14 protein-coding genes are annotated in these 15,381 nt (G+C 50.6%); 5 read left to right on the forward strand and 9 right to left on the reverse strand.

Going from position 1 to position 15,381, the window contains the following annotated elements:
* Positions 1–116: 116 nt before the first annotated feature.
* From VB741_RS00705 to VB741_RS00725, 5 genes are all read right to left on the reverse strand, one after another.
* Positions 117–2,336, reverse strand: a complete 2,220-nt coding sequence (locus VB741_RS00705; RefSeq protein WP_323363210.1) for a GumC family protein — start codon at positions 2,334–2,336, stop codon at positions 117–119.
* A 173-nt stretch (positions 2,337–2,509) separates the two neighbouring features.
* The gene (locus tag VB741_RS00710; RefSeq protein WP_323363211.1) at positions 2,510–3,976 is read right to left on the reverse strand and encodes a polysaccharide biosynthesis/export family protein; all 1,467 of its coding nucleotides are present in this window, start codon (positions 3,974–3,976) and stop codon (positions 2,510–2,512) included.
* A gap of 186 nt (positions 3,977–4,162) precedes the next feature.
* Positions 4,163–4,861, reverse strand: a complete 699-nt coding sequence (locus VB741_RS00715; RefSeq protein WP_323363212.1) for a cyanoexosortase B system-associated protein — start codon at positions 4,859–4,861, stop codon at positions 4,163–4,165.
* A gap of 59 nt (positions 4,862–4,920) precedes the next feature.
* Entirely contained in the window at positions 4,921–5,844 is a 924-nt protein-coding gene (crtB, locus tag VB741_RS00720) for a cyanoexosortase B (RefSeq protein WP_323363213.1), read from the reverse strand.
* A gap of 25 nt (positions 5,845–5,869) precedes the next feature.
* Entirely contained in the window at positions 5,870–7,027 is a 1,158-nt protein-coding gene (locus VB741_RS00725; protein WP_323363214.1) for a DegT/DnrJ/EryC1/StrS family aminotransferase, read from the reverse strand.
* 393 nt (positions 7,028–7,420) lie between these two features.
* Here VB741_RS00725 and VB741_RS00730 point away from each other — a divergent pair, with 393 nt between their 5' ends.
* Positions 7,421–7,750 (forward strand): Dethiobiotin synthetase, encoded by a 330-nt coding sequence (locus VB741_RS00730; protein ID WP_323363215.1) that lies wholly within the window; start codon positions 7,421–7,423, stop codon positions 7,748–7,750.
* On the opposite strand, the gene VB741_RS00735 is transcribed toward VB741_RS00730, so the two are convergent.
* On the reverse strand, positions 7,734–8,354 hold the full coding sequence (locus VB741_RS00735; RefSeq protein ID WP_323363216.1) for a class I SAM-dependent methyltransferase: 621 nt from the start codon (positions 8,352–8,354) through the stop codon (positions 7,734–7,736). The two genes, VB741_RS00730 and VB741_RS00735, sit on opposite strands and share 17 nt — an antisense overlap.
* 108 nt (positions 8,355–8,462) lie before the next feature.
* Here VB741_RS00735 and argF point away from each other — a divergent pair, with 108 nt between their 5' ends.
* Complete coding sequence (gene argF / locus VB741_RS00740) at positions 8,463–9,386, forward strand: ornithine carbamoyltransferase (protein WP_323363217.1); 924 nt, start codon at positions 8,463–8,465, stop codon at positions 9,384–9,386.
* Here argF and VB741_RS00745 read toward each other — a convergent pair.
* Complete coding sequence (locus VB741_RS00745) at positions 9,367–10,227, reverse strand: CPBP family intramembrane glutamic endopeptidase (protein ID WP_323363218.1); 861 nt, start codon at positions 10,225–10,227, stop codon at positions 9,367–9,369. The two genes, argF and VB741_RS00745, sit on opposite strands and share 20 nt — an antisense overlap.
* Positions 10,228–10,284: 57 nt before the next feature.
* Positions 10,285–10,575 carry an ATP-dependent Clp protease adapter ClpS gene (gene clpS, locus VB741_RS00750; RefSeq protein WP_442786253.1) on the reverse strand — a complete coding sequence of 97 codons (291 nt, stop codon included), beginning with the start codon at positions 10,573–10,575 and terminating at the stop codon, positions 10,285–10,287.
* 405 nt (positions 10,576–10,980) lie between these two features.
* On the opposite strand from clpS, the gene VB741_RS00755 reads away from it, so the two are divergent.
* Complete coding sequence (locus VB741_RS00755) at positions 10,981–11,412, forward strand: hypothetical protein (protein WP_323363219.1); 432 nt, start codon at positions 10,981–10,983, stop codon at positions 11,410–11,412.
* Between the two features lie 117 nt (positions 11,413–11,529).
* On the opposite strand, the gene VB741_RS00760 is transcribed toward VB741_RS00755, so the two are convergent.
* A complete protein-coding gene (locus VB741_RS00760) occupies positions 11,530–11,724 on the reverse strand; it encodes a hypothetical protein (RefSeq protein ID WP_323363220.1) in 195 nt (64 codons plus the stop codon).
* 373 nt (positions 11,725–12,097) lie between these two features.
* Between VB741_RS00760 and VB741_RS00765 the strand changes: the two genes are divergently transcribed.
* A complete protein-coding gene (locus VB741_RS00765) occupies positions 12,098–12,418 on the forward strand; it encodes an STAS domain-containing protein (protein WP_323363221.1) in 321 nt (106 codons plus the stop codon).
* 251 nt (positions 12,419–12,669) lie between these two features.
* Positions 12,670–15,375 carry a TIGR03960 family B12-binding radical SAM protein gene (locus VB741_RS00770; RefSeq protein WP_323363222.1) on the forward strand — a complete coding sequence of 902 codons (2,706 nt, stop codon included), beginning with the start codon at positions 12,670–12,672 and terminating at the stop codon, positions 15,373–15,375.
* Positions 15,376–15,381 lie beyond the last annotated feature (6 nt).

Raw genomic sequence — 15,381 nt, forward strand, 5'->3', positions numbered from 1 at the left:
AACGGTCACTCACCCACTAAGACAGTTCAAGGCGACAGTTCCATGGGCACAGGATATTTTTTGCATGCCAAGACCTCAATGCCCTTAAAGCACCCACACCACAGTCAGCAACTCCCCTAAAAATCCACTGGAACCTTAGTCACTGACGGGGGTAAATCGTACTCCTCTTGCTCTAGAAGATAGTCATCATCCCCCAGCAACTCATAGTCATCATCGTCACTTTCATCCTGCAATGTTACATCAGCCCCGTTAATCAAAACCCCTAGCAAACGGATATCTTCGTTCAGATCCAATTCTTCAAGGGCCGTATTTAAAACAGCTCTTTCCGTCACACCAGGTCGTGCCACCAAGATCAGGCCATCACTCTGTTCTTCCAATAGAAGAGCATCATCTACACGGCTCAGGGAAGGCGTATCTAAGATCACCATGTCAAAACGCTCACGAGCATCACTCAAGAAACGACGCATTTCGCTAGATTCTAGAATGGCCGTTGCCTGCCGCTGAGGCCCAGGGCTCGGGGATACATACAAATTCTCAATAAATGGCACCATCCGTAGATTGTCACCAACCGTCCCGCCGTAGTAGCGCAGGGGTTCCAACTGCACACCAGCATCATTCACTAACCCCAGATACTGCGCCTTAGACCCAGAACGTAAATCCGCTTCCACCAACAGGGTCCGCCGACCTGCTTGGGCCGCAGCAATGGCCAAGTTATAAGCTGTAATGCTTTTACCTTCATTGCTAATGGTACTGGTCACCAACACCACGCGAGGCCCAATCACACTGTCATCAAAGCCCGTCAGCCGTAGCTTACTCAAACAGCGCTCATAACTGTCATGGTAAGGGGAATCAGCCTGTACCAAAATCGGGGCAGCTTTAGCAGGACGCGTACGAATAACAGGCACTGCCCCCAATATGGGCATATCCTGATCACGCAGTAGTTTTTCCAGATCCTCAGCGGTGCGAATCGTGCCATCCAGCATATCGAGTAAGAAAATCACCCCGCCTCCGGCCACAAGACCGAGGAGACCGCCCGCCAGCAAAATAGTCGCTGGATTGGGTTTTTCAGGCTCATTGATCACAGCTGTCGGTTGACGCACCTCAATTAAACTACTGACCGTCTCAGCTTCTGCCGCCTGTGCGTCCACAATACGAGCTTGAATCTGATCAAATAGCGCCTTTTTAAGACCTACCTGATAAGCCAATCGTTCACGATTTAGCTGCTTATTAGGCAAATTAGTATATTGGTTGCGTAAATCTTGCTCTACCTTACCTAGAACAAAATTCTGACGAACTAGGGCTTCCATCTCGGTTTGCAAAGCCACCAACTGATTAGCCAGAGCAGCTCGGGCCGGATCTAAATTAGCATTCACACTGCCCACATCTGACGCTAAAGCAGCCGTCCCTCCGCCACCTTGAACAACTTCCTGCTGCCGCTGGGCTAGCTGAAGATTAAGGATATCTAAATTACGCTGAGCCTCCACATAAACTGGATGGCCAGGACGATAGTCGGATGAATCTAATGCAATAAGTTGATTTTGAGCTTGGTAAATCTGAGCCCGAAGATTGGCAATGACCGGATCCGCACTTAACGCCGAAGACACGTAAGCCTGGTCAGGATTCATGCCTAAACGTCTCTCTAGACTCTGCTTTTGAGACTCCAGACCGGCAAATGTGATTTGATTTTGACGTCTCTGCTGTAAACTACCTGAAATTTGCCCCAACAAACTGCCATCCTCAGCCGCCTGAATTGCGGGACCTTCTTCACGGTCATACTTTTCTAAAGCATCCTCTGCCTTCATCAGAGCATCTGCAATGGGAGGCAAACGATCATTCAAGGCAGTAAGAATTTTTGCCAAACGCTGTTTATTACGGAAACTACTGTACTCAACCATGCCATCAAACATAGTTTCCAGAACGGTCAGAGCAGTTGCCTCATCTTCATGGATAAAACGCACCACGGCCCGCACACCGGGTTCATCCTTTTTGCCACCGCTAATATTGATCGTCGTATTACTACGGATTTCACTGGCAGTAATGGCAATACCCATATTCTCAGTCAATACTTGAGCTACCCTTTGAAGTACAGCCTCAGATAGCAAAAGATCTGCACTAATGGTGCCGCGCCCAATTTGGTCAATAGTGTCCGCTGTGTTGGTTAGCACAACCAATGGAGTGTTATCTTCCAGAACCCCCTCGGCATAGTACTCAACGGGTGGTGGCGGCTGCAATGCAACGACACCTGAAGCTCCCAAAATCGACAACAAACATGCTAGGCCAGCCCACTTATATCGCTGAACAGCTAACAGATATCGCTTGACAGTAGGAGATACCATGGCTACGCGTTGAATAAAGAGAACTCGGTCACAGAACGTACTTCAGCTACTTGTTCCCATAGGTACCAGTAACACAGTGCAGGGCAAATGAAATCCACACATTAAGAAAATCATAGCTCAATGATCCACGGTCTACCCGTAACCAGGCCCATCGTGGATACGGACAATACTGACTAATCAAAGAAATCACCATTGACAATGCCATCAAAAAAGAGAATGAAGCTGAGGGCATCTTGGAAGGGCTGGGTAATGGTATCAATGGCAAAGGTAATGCGATTGATAAAGTTTCGACCCACTACAATCACGTCATTGTCCCTCAGGGGAGGGTTTTGGGTCGGATCGCCATAAATTGCGTCCTTTGCATTGAGCTTGGTGACGACGGCTTTACCTTGTTCTGGATCAAATCGAATTAAAGCTACGGACCTGAGATTCGCCTGATTTAGGGGAAGTCCAATACCATTACCACCTCTGACAGCATCGCCCACTAGGGCATCGACAAAGGTACTGCCGTTGGGCAGCCGCTGCCCCCCAGCCACACCACTTGGATAATTAATCAATCGGACTAAAATCTCCGGTTGCGCTAGGGTAGACCGAGAAACAAGATTGACATCATAGTCATAGGATTGAGCTGGATCAAGCCGGGAAATAATCACAACATCGCCATTCTCAAGCCGTTCCTCAGGTAGGGGGACACCGTCTCTTACAGGCGTATAAAGATCTACCGTTTTTTCAATCACTTCACCAGTAGCCAATCGTCGCTGGATCCGTATTTCTCGCAAATCAGCTGTGTTGCTAGCTCCACCCGCTGCCAACAGTGCCGCTGTCACCCTCGGAACAGCTAGGGGATAGAGACCTGGACGTTCAATTTCCCCTAGCATTATCACCTCAACACCTCGCTGAGCCGTTAACGCCATGGTTACGTCAGGGACTCTGTAGGCTTGTGGATTATTCGCTCGAAGCAACTGATAATTGGGCAAACTGTTGATGACGTCTTCAGCCTCTCGGTAAGATCTCCCTTCGATTTGAGATATCAAGCCTCGATTCGAAGCATACAGAGAACGTATTTCAGCAAGTACAACATACTGGTTGTACACGGCTCGAATCCGATTCTCCGCCTCACTTAGGGTCAACCCTTCCAAGGGAACAGTCCCCTCAATGGGCACAATGACATTACCTTGCTGATCGAGGGTGGCCTGAAAAGCTAGATCTGGAAAGCGTTGAACGCTGACAAAAATCCCATCCCCAGGACCTAAGCGATACTGATCAAAATTGCTGTCATTTGCATCTGCCGCAGATGATTCATTAATTCGAGGGTCTAAGTCTTCCAGGCTAGGGCGTTGTTCTAGCAACTCAACGGTCGGCACATCTGACTCGTCAGCGTCTTCCCATAAAGATTCATCTTGATCAGCAGTATCATCTGATGTCGCTGATGGCTCAGAAAATTCTAGGGCCTCCGGAGAATCGCCGGGGGGCAGCTCCCCTGGGGCGGGGTCAAGACCACTAGGAGAAGCGACCTGGGCTGGGCTGGGCAATTGCCATAGGTACCAACAGGCTGAACTCAATAGCAGCTGACCAGTCAGCTTGACTACTTTTTGCTTCCAGGAACCCTGGGTTGCTTTGGCATTTTTTATAAGAACCATCGCAATTCAAAAAAATAGAACGTACTTGAAATACCGTGAGCTTGTAAAAATTACATAATTTTTTTTCAATATAGTTACTTTAGCTGATCTTTTACGCCCTTACGAGTTTTGGGTCCTAACTCCGCTCTATGAAATGCCAGAAACCTTGACTGGAAACCAATACAGAGATTGGCATAGGCTCCATCACTATGGCGACTCAGGACTAAAAACAGCCTCCACTAGGGTGGTTTGGACCAACTGACTCAAGCGTTCTAACTGCGGGTACACAGGTGTGATATCTCCGAGGGGAGGCATCGGCACCATGACCGCCACTGCCACCCAAGGTAAGCGCTCACTCCGTCGCCATTGATAGCGTTGGTCTTGCCAAAACCAATGATGGGGAGCTGGATGACCGCCCTGGGGCAAGGCATACCATTGGGAAACGGCAAAGGTCTGACTGGACGTCCAGGCGCGGAAGGTATCGATATGTAATGTCCCTAAGCGCAGACGTCGGTGGTGCGAGGTTTGCCATTTTTGGGCCCCTTGCAAGTCAATCCATTCCACTTCCGGCTGGTCTTTAGCCAGGCCTTGGGGTTTCAAGAAGATTATCATCTGCTCTGGAACAGGGCCATTAGCATGGGTCAATTGCTGCACTGACCACTGATCGCCACCAATGGAAATTTTTTGCTGCAAGTCTTCGGACCAGCCGTCTAGGGATAACCCGGTGTCTTTTAGACTACGAATAGTTTCGAGGTTGGCCACACTTGGGGGTGACTGCCAGGGAAAATGACCGGAGAAGTATTGAGGGATGGCAGCAACCGCCACCATGACGGCTAGTACTATGACCACCAGCCACCTCAGCCACGAGTTAGATTTAGAGTCTGAAGAATCGAATGACACAGCCATGTTCTCAAAACTGATAGGTTAAGTGCTACGGCTCGAATAGTGATCTGAATAAAGTGACCTTAAAAATCTATGGTGGTCGTAGTGGATTGGGGGTCATCTTCACCCACAGTAGTTATGGCAAAACTGGTCGGCACATGGCTTTGGATAGCATTCACTATCAAGACCAGGGAGCCTAACATCACCGCAGAATAGATATCGCCACCCCAGCTTTCGTGCAACCAGTGAAAGGCCTCTGACATACCATTGCCGTGGAAAAAGGTCAAAATGGTATTGCGCAGAATATTGCCTACCACACTGACTAAAATAATGCCTAGGAAAAATATGCCGGTGCGCAATTTTGATCGGTATATGCCTGTCCAGTAGGCTAAGACTAAGCCCATGTATAGGCTAGTAAATAGCATTTTTAAGCCAGCACAGTGGGGGGCAACTTCCACCAGCTGCTGGTTCATAGTCAGATAGATTTGATTTACCTCAACGTCATAGCCCATGCCATGCAAAATGGTACCTGCGGCCGTGGCAATAAATCGTTGCAGGGGCAAGATGTAGGGCTCGATCAGGTAAGGCAACTGGGTCGGTGTAGAAAAGATAATCAACACCAGGGGAAACAGCATTAGTTTGAGACCCCTTGGTCCTTTCAGGCAGAGTAAGGTGCCCGTCAGCATCAGGGGTAGGGATAGATTGATCGCATCCATCACACCACTGGTATAAAACACAAACCCAACGGGCAAACAAGCGATGCCAGCCCAATGGCAACTATCCCCCAACCGATGCCAGGATTGTCGCTTGTCCCATATCAATTTGACCGCCAAGGGGATACCTAAAATGCCATGGCTGAAATATTCGTGCTGAATACTAATGTCCTTGTTAATCCAGCCATCCCAAACCCAGTGATAGAGCAGGGGGCCATAGAGCATGACTAAGCAGCCGAGGACTGCCAGTTCAATTGACCACCGTGGGGATTTTGATTGAGGAAGGCTAATCATGGTGCGTACAGGTTGTAGTACATTTTTAGGTCAATACTGGACAGGCCTGAACCAATCCCATCAGGGTCTTTACGACATACTCTAGGTGGCCCTCCGTCATACCGGGATAAATGGGCAATGAGAGGATTTCCTGACTGAGCTGCTCGGCGATGGGGAAATCGCCAGGCTGATAGCCCAAGTGGTGGAAGGCGGGCTGGAGATGGCAAGGAACTGGGTAGTGAATGCCGGACTGAATCTCTGCCACAGCGAGTTCCTGCTGCAGACGGGTGCGATCGATGGCACAGTCACGGGTGAGGCGAATAACGTAGAGATGATAGACATGGCCGCTACCGCTGTGGTTGGTCATGGGGATGAGACCTTGGGCGGCTAGGGGCTTGAGGGCATCGTCATAGAGTTTGGCTAAGCGGTTGCGATCGCAATTCCAATCCGCCAAACAAGCCAACTTAATATTCAGCACAGCAGCCTGCAAGGTATCGAGACGGCTATTGGTGCCACCGGGATCCGTATGGTAATACTTACGGGTTGACCCATAATTACGCAGGGATCTGACCGTTTGGGCCACCACCTCTTGCTGAGTGACCACCATGCCTCCATCTCCCATGGCCCCCAGGTTTTTGCTGGGATAAAAACTAAAGGCCGACGCCAGGCCAACACTGCCAGCTTTAATCCCATCCCGTTCAGCGCCATGGGCTTGGGCCGCATCTTCAAAAATTGTCACACCATGGGCCTCTGCCAGGGCGTGCAGAGCCTTAGGGGACACCATCTGGCCGTAGAGATGGACCGGAATCACCGCCCGTGTCAGGCGGTTCATCGCCCGCTCTGCGGCGGCGATGTCCATCAACCCTGTGTCCAACTCACAGTCCACAAACACAGGGGTGGCCCCGACCTGCAATACACCAATCAGGGTGGCCACAAAGGTATTGACCGGCAAAATCACTTGGTCTCCGGGGCCAATACCACAGGCCCGCAGGCCCAAGGTGAGCGCATCAGTCCCCGAACCCACCCCCACGCCAAAAGGAACACCACAGGCAGCGGCAAACGCCCGTTCAAATTGCACCACGGAGTTACCCAAAATATAGTCGCCGCCATCGGCAACCGCCGCCATCGCCGCCATCAGCTCTGCCCGTAACGGTGCGTGCTGTAGGGATAGGTCAACAAAGGGAACGGAGCTAGGATTAGCCATAAAGTAAAATTTCTACTGAAATATCACTGCTGCTGTCCACACCTGCGAATCATCCAACGGTGAACCCACGGTGATGGCATCAGGCGTAGTCGTCGTCTATCAAATATTCCCCAGGTGAAGCCGATGAATACGTATGGACATTGAGCGAACAGGCCAATCAGAGGGTGCAAAGGTGCAGGGATTGCCCCTGGGTTAACGTTGGCCAATTGATATCACTAATGTTAGTGTCACTTGCAGATTTAAATATTGGATATCCCCAAACCATAAAGTCTCTATGAACCTTTATCCTCAGCTTCGTCTCTGCTTGAGAATTGACGAGGGTACGGCCGAACTCTATGGTGGGCTGAACCTACCGTCATATCGGGCCCCGTTTCTATTCTTACCTTTATAACTATGGACGTTAAAACAGCCCAACATGTGCTCATAGCCCAGGCAGATTTAACCGTCTCCGATTCATTTTTGGCCAGGCTCAAGCAGCAGCAACCGCCCGTACCCGGACAGGTGACCTCGTTATTGCTAGCCCTAAAGGTGATCACAGAAAACCTTAAAGCTGTAGACCAGATTGACCGTAGCTTGGCCTATGCCTTGCATCAGTTGGCCTATGTCGGGCGTCAGGCCTATGAGCAGGGAAAACAGACCAACGTAGAATGGCCACCGCTGTTGGATGCTGATATTGAACGGATTGCGATCGCAACCGCCCAAATCTTTAAAGGGGAGGCTTAGTAGCCACCCCCTGATAAAAATAGCCAATCAGCTTAGGCAGGTCGGTGGCATAAAACTCCTGGAGTTCAACCTGGGCAAAAACAGCCTGGATCAGATTCGCCATAGGGCGGTCCAGATGGCAGCCATCAGCAATCCGCCGCTGCAAAGGCGTCATCCGCTGCTGCCAGGTGCCCACCCCCCGATCGGGGCTCAAACCATGTTCAATAAAAAAGAATTTTCCCCCTGGCTTCAGCACCCGCCACACCTCCGCCAAGGCCTGTTCAATGTTAGGAATACTACATAGGGTCCAAGTGCAAACGACCGCATCAAACCGTTCGTCAGCCATCGGCAACGCCTCCGCATTCGCCGTTTGTAAATCAACCTTGACGGTGGCGGCCTGCACCCTGGGGGTGGCTAGCTTAGCCATCCCCACATTGGGATCAATCGCCGTTAGGGACCTGACACCGTCACCGTAGTACGGCATATTTAAGCCCGTCCCAAAGCCAATTTCGAGCACCTCGCCACGGACAGGCGCCAGCAGCGACTGACGATAGCGGCTTAATTCCTGCCCTGACATCGATAGATCCAATAATCGCGGAAAAATCAACCGTGAATAAATTCCCATGGGCTAACCCCTACCTCCCCCATCCGAATCGATCCAAACATCAGTGTCTCCTACCAAGGCTAAATAGTAGTATCTTGTTGACTCCACCGCTTATCCACCAACGACGCTATGGACTCACTAAAGGGACGAGATCTGCTCAGCATCGCAGATTTGACCAGGACAGAGTTACTAGAACTCCTGGAACTAGCCACACAGCTCAAAGCTGGTACCAGTCAGCCCCAATGCCCCAACAAGGTACTCGGTTTAGTGTTTTCCAAAGCATCGACCCGCACCCGCGTGAGCTTTTCAGTGGCCATGTATCAGTTGGGAGGCCAGGTTCTAGATCTCAATGCCGGGGTTACCCAAGTGGGGCGGGGAGAACCCACTGCGGATACCGCCCGTGTCCTAGATCGCTATCTAGACGCAGTAGCTATTCGTACCTTTAAGCAAGCTGAAATCGAAGAGTTTGCCCAATATGCCTCCATTCCAGTGATCAACGCCCTGACGGATCTAGAACATCCCTGTCAAATTTTGGCCGACTTGCTCACCCTCAAAGAAGCCTTTGGCACCCTAGACAATTTGACCATGTCCTATCTGGGGGATGGCAACAATGTGGCCCACTCCCTCATGCTAGGCTGTGCCCTAGCCGGGGTGAATATTCGAGTCAGCACCCCCGATGGATACCCCCCCAATCCGGCCATCGTCAAGCAGGCCGTCGAATTGGCGGCGGGGCACAGCACGGTGGAAATCACCACAGACCCCAGAGCAGCCGTCCAAGGTAGCCATGCTCTGTACACCGATGTTTGGGCCAGCATGGGGGATGAAGCTGAAGCAGAATCCAGGATCCCGACATTCCAGCCCTACCAAATTAATCAAGACATCCTCGACTTGGCCGACAATGAAGCCATCGTTCTCCACTGCCTACCCGCCCATCGCGGCGAAGAAATTACCCACGATGTGATGGAAGGCCCCCAATCTCGATTGTGGGACCAGGCAGAAAATCGTCTCCACGCCCAAAAAGCCCTATTAGCCGCTATTCTGAACGCAACTTGAGGGCAGACAGGAGAAATATACTCCCTAAGATTGTCACCCCTAGGGCTCCGGACAAGGGATTGCCGTGAATACCGGTCACCCATTCCGGTACACGACCTGATGGCACGACTAAATCTGCCACATCAACGATGTAATATCCCCACACTAACCCCGCATGGAAACCAATCGGTAATCCTAGGCTAGTAAAGGGTCGAGCTACACCATGGCACCGATTGATATATCGTCCAGATGCCAAAATCATCCCCAGCAATAGCAACCCCAAAAACTGGGGCGAGGTGCTCAGCACCTCTGAAAAAGGCTTAATGAAATGGGCGATCGCAAAAATCATGCCACTCCAAATAATGGCGCTCCACCGAGATATAGAACTGTGCAATTCCGTCAAAAGCCAGCCGCGAAATAGTAGCTCTTCCGCTAGGCCAATGCCAATGCCCACGGCTAGCCCCTCTAGGGCGATGTCCAGCAGCGGCCTAGGGTTCAAGGCAGCCCAACCGAATAGGACTTCTAGACCAAACAGACAGGCCACTAGGCCGACGCCAACCCCAAGGGCCACCAGCGCATCCAGCCAAAATTGCCTGGCAAAAATCAGACCATAGGCCACAAAAGGACGCTGCCACCCATGCACCCAGTGCCCCCAAGCCCAAGCATTGACCATAAAGCAGCTATACAGACCAATCAGCGCGATCGTACTCGCCAAATTCCGTTGACCGAACCAATAGCCTGCACCATAGACCACCAGGGCCAAAGGTGCCCACAGCGCTGCCAGTAAAACAAAAAAAATAAAGATTCGCCAGAGAATACCCCCCGTTGTCACTCGGTGGTAAAGAGTCAACCACCGGATCATTGACGAACAAGACTGGCATCTTTCAGCCAAAGACCCCAAAGACCAAGCCGTAGCGTTTTATTCATCCGGCTCAATGGTGCTAGTGAGGCCCTTAGAGCGCAACATTTCACTGTAAAACTCAGCATGCTCTAACTCACACACAATCACCAAGCCCACTCCAGCATTGTGCGCCTGCATCATAATATCGACGGCCTGGGGCACCGAGAGGCTGGGCACCGTTTTGACCAACGACTCAACGACATACTCCATGGAGTTGAAATCATCGTTATGCAGTAACACCCGATAGCGCGGGGCATGCTGTCGCTTACTGGACGTAACTGTTTTTTCAATTGTCCCGGTAGACACCATGGCCTTAATTACCCATTAAAAAATCCAGCAAAGTTTACTTTAGACGGACACCTACCCCAGAAATAAGGCATCAGCCACAACGTTTTTAATTTTAACCAGAACTTATCTAAAATCCAGTCCTCAAACCCCTAAACGAAGATCGGACAAGGACTTGGATACACACAGCAATTGGCACCCGCTCCAGAACCAACAAATAAGTAACTAGAGCCAGTGCTTCAAAACAGGGTTAATGGTAATTTATTAACTAATTTAACAAAATTTGAACTTTTTCTCCTTGAACCATAAAAGAAGCAGCTCAATCATTGCTAATCCCCTAGGAAATGATGGTTTAAGGCCGTAAACCCACCCACGATTCCTCGTGTGTTTTCAATTTAATTAATTTGAGTGGAAATTTAATTTTTCAAAATGGATAACATAAACCCTGGACAAATTGTTTATCTCGAATGTTTAGATCAGCGCCTTTACGCTGAAGCAATCCAACCAGCTGGCTCCGTGCGTCTTTGGTGTCGGCCCCTGATGCTGGTGTGTCATCTCCCCCACGGCTCGCGACAGCAGCAGATGATGATTGCAGCAGCAGCTACCGATCCTGAAACATGTGGTCTAGATCTTTATGATCTCAAAACTGCTCCCGATCTGGTCTGGCCCCTGGATAAGTTCAAAATGGCCTTTGATACAGACTTTTTCGCCCTGCTATTCCACCTCCGTATTGCCGACGACAGTGGGCCAGAAGAACTGGCAAAGCAGCACTTTCAACATTTTCTGCACAACTGTTGGATCAATAGCAATTCTGAAGATGATGCGCCTAAATCATCAGCCAAGTTAGTTTCAATCCGATAAAAATTACGAATACTTGTTCGACTAGATATTTGGCTATATTTGGCTAAATATTATCAGATCGAGCTGATATCAGCCCTTTATTCGTTAATGAATTTGTTGAGTTAACTCGCTAATTCATTAACGAATGGAGGGAACGAGTTTAATCCGACCCTCATCCATTTCGCTCATAAGCAGCTCAAGGGCTTCATAATCAACCTCCGAGATATAGCCTAAGCGTGACAGTTCAGAATTGATTTGTTCTTCAATATCGGGCGTCAGCTGCTTTGTATAAAGCGCTTTCTCAACCAAGTGGCGAATGGCAAAGGGGTGCATAGCGGCTCCTAAAAGACTTTTAATCGGTGTTTACATGCAATGGACCCTTTCTGATCTGGAATAGAGTCCAGACTCATTGGGGCTATATCAAGTGAAACTTCTGGAGTGGGCAATCTCAGTGATCCGTATCACCAAACAACATTGCTAAACTACATCCCCACAAAGGGTGTAGCAATCGTTACCGTTCAGTCAAAAGACTTGCTGAAAACTTCAAACAATCGGTCCGGACATTAAGATTCCACGAATAGACCTGGGACACGTGGGCAAGCCGAGAGGCATCACGTTAGCTTCGAGGGCATATGAAAAGGTCTTACTTCGACACCCGTTTCACTCTAAGTCAAACAATCTAATCAAAACTGTTAGGAGAAATAGTATGAAGAGCGTTGAAACATCAGTGAAGGTTGTGCGACCTGTAGGCGCTTTAACAGCGGCAACTGCTGACGCATTTAAAGCAGAAATGTTAACAGCCATTACCTCTGACACGGCCAGTGAAGTAACCATCGACATGGCAGCTGTCGATAGTGTGGATAACTCTGGACTCATTGCCTTACTGGCTGGCTATGATACGGCTAAACGGCATTGTAAGCGGCTCAGCCTATGCGATGTTGCCCCTCCTGTGAGAATTGTATTTGAGCTGGCCCAACTAGACCGTGCCGTTGCCATGGTTGATCGCCAACAGTTGAAGGCTGCCTAGTTAGTATCTACAGACATTAGGGTTCCCGGAATGATCAGCAAACTATTGTTTAGCTGAAATGTTTTACCAAAACCCTATCTATTTAATTTAGAAAGCGACTGCACCCTAAAAGCATTGAACTACTTTGTTCAATGCTTTTAGGGTGTATTTTTATGGATGGCTTCATGGGCTGACTCTCTGCCTACCGTCACGACCAAGGCCAGGCTCTGAGAATCAGCTATAGTTTATGTCTGAGTTGCTTTTTCCTTGCCGTGGCTATCGCTGTAGACCAACTGATCACCCCAGATATTGCCCGCCCTGCTCGCTATTTGGGTAATGAGTTAGGGGCTGTCCATAAGCCTTGGGACTCGGCTACGATTCGTTGGGTGCTGACCTACCCAGAAGTTTATGAAGTGGGAGCCTCTAATCTCGGGCATATTATTCTCTACAGCATTCTGAATCAGCAGCCTCGACAGCTTTGCGATCGCGCCTATCTCCCCGGCCCCGACCTAGCTCAAAAACTTACCGAAAGTCATACCCCACTATTCGCCGTGGAAGCGCGCCGTAGCCTAATCGACTTTGATATTTTAGGCTTCAGTCTCAGTTACGAGCTAGGGGCCACCAATATCTTAGAAATGCTCACCCTGGCCAGGATTCCCCTCACCTGGCAGGAGCGCAACCATGATGGCCCCTGGAATGAATCCAGCTGGCCCATAATTTTTGCCGGTGGCCAAACGGCCACCTCCAACCCAGAACCCTACGCTGATTTTTTTGACTTCATCGCCCTAGGCGACGGCGAAGAGCTGTTACCAGAAATTGGGCTGGTACTCGAAGAAGGCAAAAACGCCGGCATGAGCCGCCAAGAAATTCTACTAGACCTAGCTCAAGTTCCTGGCGTTTATGTACCCCAGTTTTATGCCATAGCCGACGATGGATCGGTACAGCCAAACCGAGACGATGTCCCCCCGCGCATTCTCCGCCGGGTCGCCACCCCCATACCCGACTATGCCATCGGGCTGGTGCCCCATGTACAAACCGTCCACGATCGACTCACCATAGAAATTCGTCGAGGCTGCACCCGAGGCTGTCGATTTTGCCAGCCCGGCATGCTCACCCGCCCGGCCCGTGACGTCGCCCCGGAGCAAGTCATTGATACCATTGAGCGCGGCATGCGAGCAACGGGCTACGACGAATTCTCGCTACTATCCCTCAGCTGCTCAGACTACTTAGCCCTGCCAGCGGTGGGCGTTGAAGTCAAAAATCGGCTTAAACATGACAATGTCTCCCTATCGCTGCCAAGCCAGCGGGTGGACCGCTTTGACGAAAACATTGCCCACATCATTGGTGGTACCCGAAAAACCGGCCTCACCTTTGCCCCAGAGGCGGGCACCCAACGCATGCGGGACATCATCAATAAAGGGCTGACCAATGAAGAGCTCCTACGGGGGGTAAAAACAGCCCACGAACAGGGATGGGATAAGGTCAAACTCTACTTTATGATCGGCCTGCCAGGTGAAACTGACGTCGATGTCCTAGGTATTGCGGAAACTATCCAGTGGCTGCGCCGCGAATGTCGCATTGAAGGTCGGCGTTCTCTTAACTTCAATATTACGGTCTCTAACTTTACCCCTAAACCCCATACCCCCTTTCAATGGCACTCCGTCTCCACCAGCGAGTTTGAACGCAAACAAGCCATGCTTAAAGAGGTCTTTCGCTCCATTCGTGGGGTGAAGGTTAACTTCACTGATGTCAGGATTTCTGCTATGGAGGACTTTGTGGGCCGGGGTGATCGGCGACTGGCCGCCGTGGTACGTCGCGCCTGGGAGCTAGGGGCAGGGATGGATGCCTGGTGGGAAAGTCTAGAGCGGGCCTTTAATGCCTGGACCCAGGCCATTGATGACGCCGGGCTGACCTGGAAGTATCGTCAAGTAGCCCAAGGAGAATGGAATCTAGACGAGTCGTTAGCCCATCAACCGTCCAATGAGCAACCGTCCAATGAGCCAGAAGCCCTCGGCCATCGCATAGATCAATGGAAAGCGCTCATGGCTGCCCCCTTGCCTTGGGACCACATCGACACGGGGATTGATAAAACGTGGCTCCAAGAGGATTTACACCGTGCCTTAGAAGCCGCTACCGTCCCTGATTGCTCCTTCGAAGGTTGCTCCCACTGTGGAGTATGTGGCACTGACTTTGGCCACAACATTGTTATCCCACCCCTACCGATTCCCTCCTTTGAGGGCCATGGCAAGCCAAAATCTGAGCGCATACAACGGCTGCGGGTAACCCTTGGGAAACTGGGGGATATGGCTTTAATTGGCCACTTGGATCTGGCCAGGATGCTAGACCGGGCGGTTAGGCGGGCGGCCCTGCCAATTTCATTTACGGGGGGGTTCCATCCGGGACCGCGCATTGCTCCCGCCAATGCCCTGGCCCTCGGAGCCACTAGTACCGGAGAGGTGATTGACTTTGAGTTGACTGAGCAGATGGATGTGGCTGATTTTAGACAGCGGTTAAAGGATCAGCTGTCGGATACCTTACCCATCTACGATGTGCAAACGGTGGACATCAAAGCTCCCTCCGCCACCAAAGCCTTGGATCAGGCCGACTATCTCTTAGCCATAACGTCTGATGAGGATCATGATCTAGAGCTTTGGCAGCTGTGGATTGATCAAATTCTCGCTACGGATGAAATTCCCGACACCCACATCACTAAATCAGGCAAAGTGAAGCAAATTAACTTGCGGGAACGCTTACACAAGCTAGAAATAGTCACTACCTTGCCTAGCACCCTGCCCCCCAGCGTGATCCGTTACCTATCCACCCGAGGCAAGACCGTGGTGCGATATGTGGGCAGCTGCCGTAATGATGGCAACATGCTACGCCCCGAACAGTTAATCCATATGTTAGAACGGCAGCAGGAGCAGGCAGCCCCCTTACACCTCGGCCATGTCCACCGTCAGCGACTGATTTTAAACTAGCTCCTC

This window comes from Leptothoe sp. PORK10 BA2, assembly GCF_034932105.1.
Taxonomy (GTDB): domain Bacteria; phylum Cyanobacteriota; class Cyanobacteriia; order Phormidesmidales; family Phormidesmidaceae; genus Leptothoe.

Bases quoted from the DNA above. Each gene is read 5' to 3' on its own strand.
- VB741_RS00755 (WP_323363219.1), top strand. From the start codon at position 10,981: ATGGATAACATAAACCCTGGACAAATTGTTTATCTCGAATGTTTAGAT.
- VB741_RS00745 (WP_323363218.1), bottom strand. From the start codon at position 10,227: ATGATCCGGTGGTTGACTCTTTACCACCGAGTGACAACGGGGGGTATT.
- crtB (WP_323363213.1), bottom strand. From the start codon at position 5,844: ATGATTAGCCTTCCTCAATCAAAATCCCCACGGTGGTCAATTGAACTG.
- VB741_RS00735 (WP_323363216.1), bottom strand. From the start codon at position 8,354: ATGGGAATTTATTCACGGTTGATTTTTCCGCGATTATTGGATCTATCG.
- argF (WP_323363217.1), top strand. From the start codon at position 8,463: ATGGACTCACTAAAGGGACGAGATCTGCTCAGCATCGCAGATTTGACC.
- VB741_RS00760 (WP_323363220.1), bottom strand. From the start codon at position 11,724: ATGCACCCCTTTGCCATTCGCCACTTGGTTGAGAAAGCGCTTTATACA.
- clpS (WP_442786253.1), bottom strand. From the start codon at position 10,575: ATGGTGTCTACCGGGACAATTGAAAAAACAGTTACGTCCAGTAAGCGA.
- VB741_RS00730 (WP_323363215.1), top strand. From the start codon at position 7,421: ATGGACGTTAAAACAGCCCAACATGTGCTCATAGCCCAGGCAGATTTA.
- VB741_RS00765 (WP_323363221.1), top strand. From the start codon at position 12,098: ATGAAGAGCGTTGAAACATCAGTGAAGGTTGTGCGACCTGTAGGCGCT.
- VB741_RS00710 (WP_323363211.1), bottom strand. From the start codon at position 3,976: ATGGTTCTTATAAAAAATGCCAAAGCAACCCAGGGTTCCTGGAAGCAA.
- VB741_RS00725 (WP_323363214.1), bottom strand. From the start codon at position 7,027: ATGGCTAATCCTAGCTCCGTTCCCTTTGTTGACCTATCCCTACAGCAC.
- VB741_RS00715 (WP_323363212.1), bottom strand. From the start codon at position 4,861: ATGGCTGTGTCATTCGATTCTTCAGACTCTAAATCTAACTCGTGGCTG.
- VB741_RS00705 (WP_323363210.1), bottom strand. From the start codon at position 2,336: ATGGTATCTCCTACTGTCAAGCGATATCTGTTAGCTGTTCAGCGATAT.